Source organism: Kytococcus sp. HMSC28H12 (assembly GCF_001816045.1).
In the GTDB taxonomy this organism is placed as follows: Bacteria; Actinomycetota; Actinomycetes; order Actinomycetales; family Dermatophilaceae; genus Kytococcus; species Kytococcus schroeteri.
The window spans coordinates 1-1,247 of record NZ_KV824654.1 but is presented as its reverse complement, the minus strand read 5'-3'; the positions used below and the strand labels follow the sequence as shown (position 1 = coordinate 1,247).

2 protein-coding genes are annotated in these 1,247 nt (G+C 76.1%); one reads left to right on the top strand and one right to left on the bottom strand.

Annotated features, from left to right (window positions below):
- On the bottom strand, positions 1-385 hold a 385-nt coding region (locus tag HMPREF3099_RS10475), incomplete at its 3' end, for an NAD-dependent epimerase/dehydratase family protein (RefSeq protein ID WP_168168520.1).
- A gap of 113 nt (positions 386-498) precedes the next feature.
- Here HMPREF3099_RS10475 and HMPREF3099_RS10470 point away from each other — a divergent pair.
- Positions 499-1,182: a TetR/AcrR family transcriptional regulator gene (locus HMPREF3099_RS10470; RefSeq protein WP_070705912.1), complete on the top strand. Its 684-nt coding sequence runs from the start codon at positions 499-501 to the stop codon at positions 1,180-1,182.
- Positions 1,183-1,247: the final 65 nt, after the last annotated feature.

The window sequence follows — 1,247 nt, the reverse complement described above, 5'->3', positions numbered from 1 at the left end:
GGCCCAGGGGTGTGGTCGGGGCGACGGGGGCTCCCTCGGTGAGGTCGCGGGCGGCATTGCCCCAGGCATAGACGGACTCGGGGAACACCACCGGGATGCCCAGGCCCGTGGCCAAATCCATCACCGCCTGCTCGCGGGGTGGCAGCTCGGCGCGCCAGACGCGGTGGTCGTAGGCCGCGTGGACCGTGTGCACCACCGCATCGGGCGGGGTCGATGCGGTGAGCCGTGCCAGCAGGGCGCGGTCGCCGGCGTCGCCGCGCACCGTGGTGGTGCCGGGCAGGTCGGGGCCGTAGGCGCGCAGGACGGTGACGGTGTCGCCGTGGGCGAGCAGGTGGGGGACGAGGGCTTGGCCGATCTGGCCGGCACCGGTGAGTAGGACGTGCACGGGGGCCTCCGGGGCGTGGGTGGGCGGTAGAGAGCACTGCTCTCGGAGCGTAGGGGCAAGTGGGGTGCGCGCGCAAGAGCACTGCTCTCTGTTGCGGCTGCGAGACTGCACGCATGACCAGACGGACCCGGGCCGAGATGGAGGCGGCGATCCTGGCCGCCGGGCGCACCCAGCTGCGTGAGCGGGGCGCGGCGGCGCTCTCGCTGCGGGAGGTGGCGCGCGAGGTGGGGGTGGTGAGCTCGGCGGTGTACCGCTACGTGGACAGCCGCGACGAGCTGCTCACGCGGCTGCTGGTGGACGCGTTCGACGGCCTGGCCGATGCCGTGGACGACGCGCTGTCCGAGGTGCCGGGTGACGGTCCCGGGGTGGCGGGCGCGGCGGCGCGGTTGGGGACCCTGGCCCGGTCCGTGCGGGCGTGGGGTGTGGCGCACCCGGCCGAGTGGGGACTGCTCTACGGCACGCCGGTGCCGGGCTTCGCGGCGTCGCCGGATCGCACTGGCGGGCCCGGGACGCGCGTGATGGCGCGGGTACTCGAGTTGGTGGCTGCCGGCGGGCTGGGCGACGTGCCCACCGGTAGGGACGATGTCCTGGTGCCGTTCGCGCGGGAAGCCGTGGCGGAGCTGGGGGTCGACGCCTCGGCGGACGAGGTGGCCGCAGCGATGACGTGGTGGGCCGGCTTGGTGGGCCTGGTCAGTGCCCAGGTGTTCGGTGCGTGGGGGCCGGTGCCGGACGGGCTCGGGGAGGCGCTGCTGGAGCGGTGGCTGGGCGGCGCGGCGGGCGCGCCGACCGAGGGGTAGGCGGGCCGGGCGGTCCGGCTCAGCCCTCCAGCGGGACCCCGGCGCGGGCGGCGATCTCCTGGCCC

Bases quoted from the DNA above. Each gene is read 5' to 3' on its own strand.
- HMPREF3099_RS10470 (WP_070705912.1), top strand. From the start codon at position 499: ATGACCAGACGGACCCGGGCCGAGATGGAGGCGGCGATCCTGGCCGCC.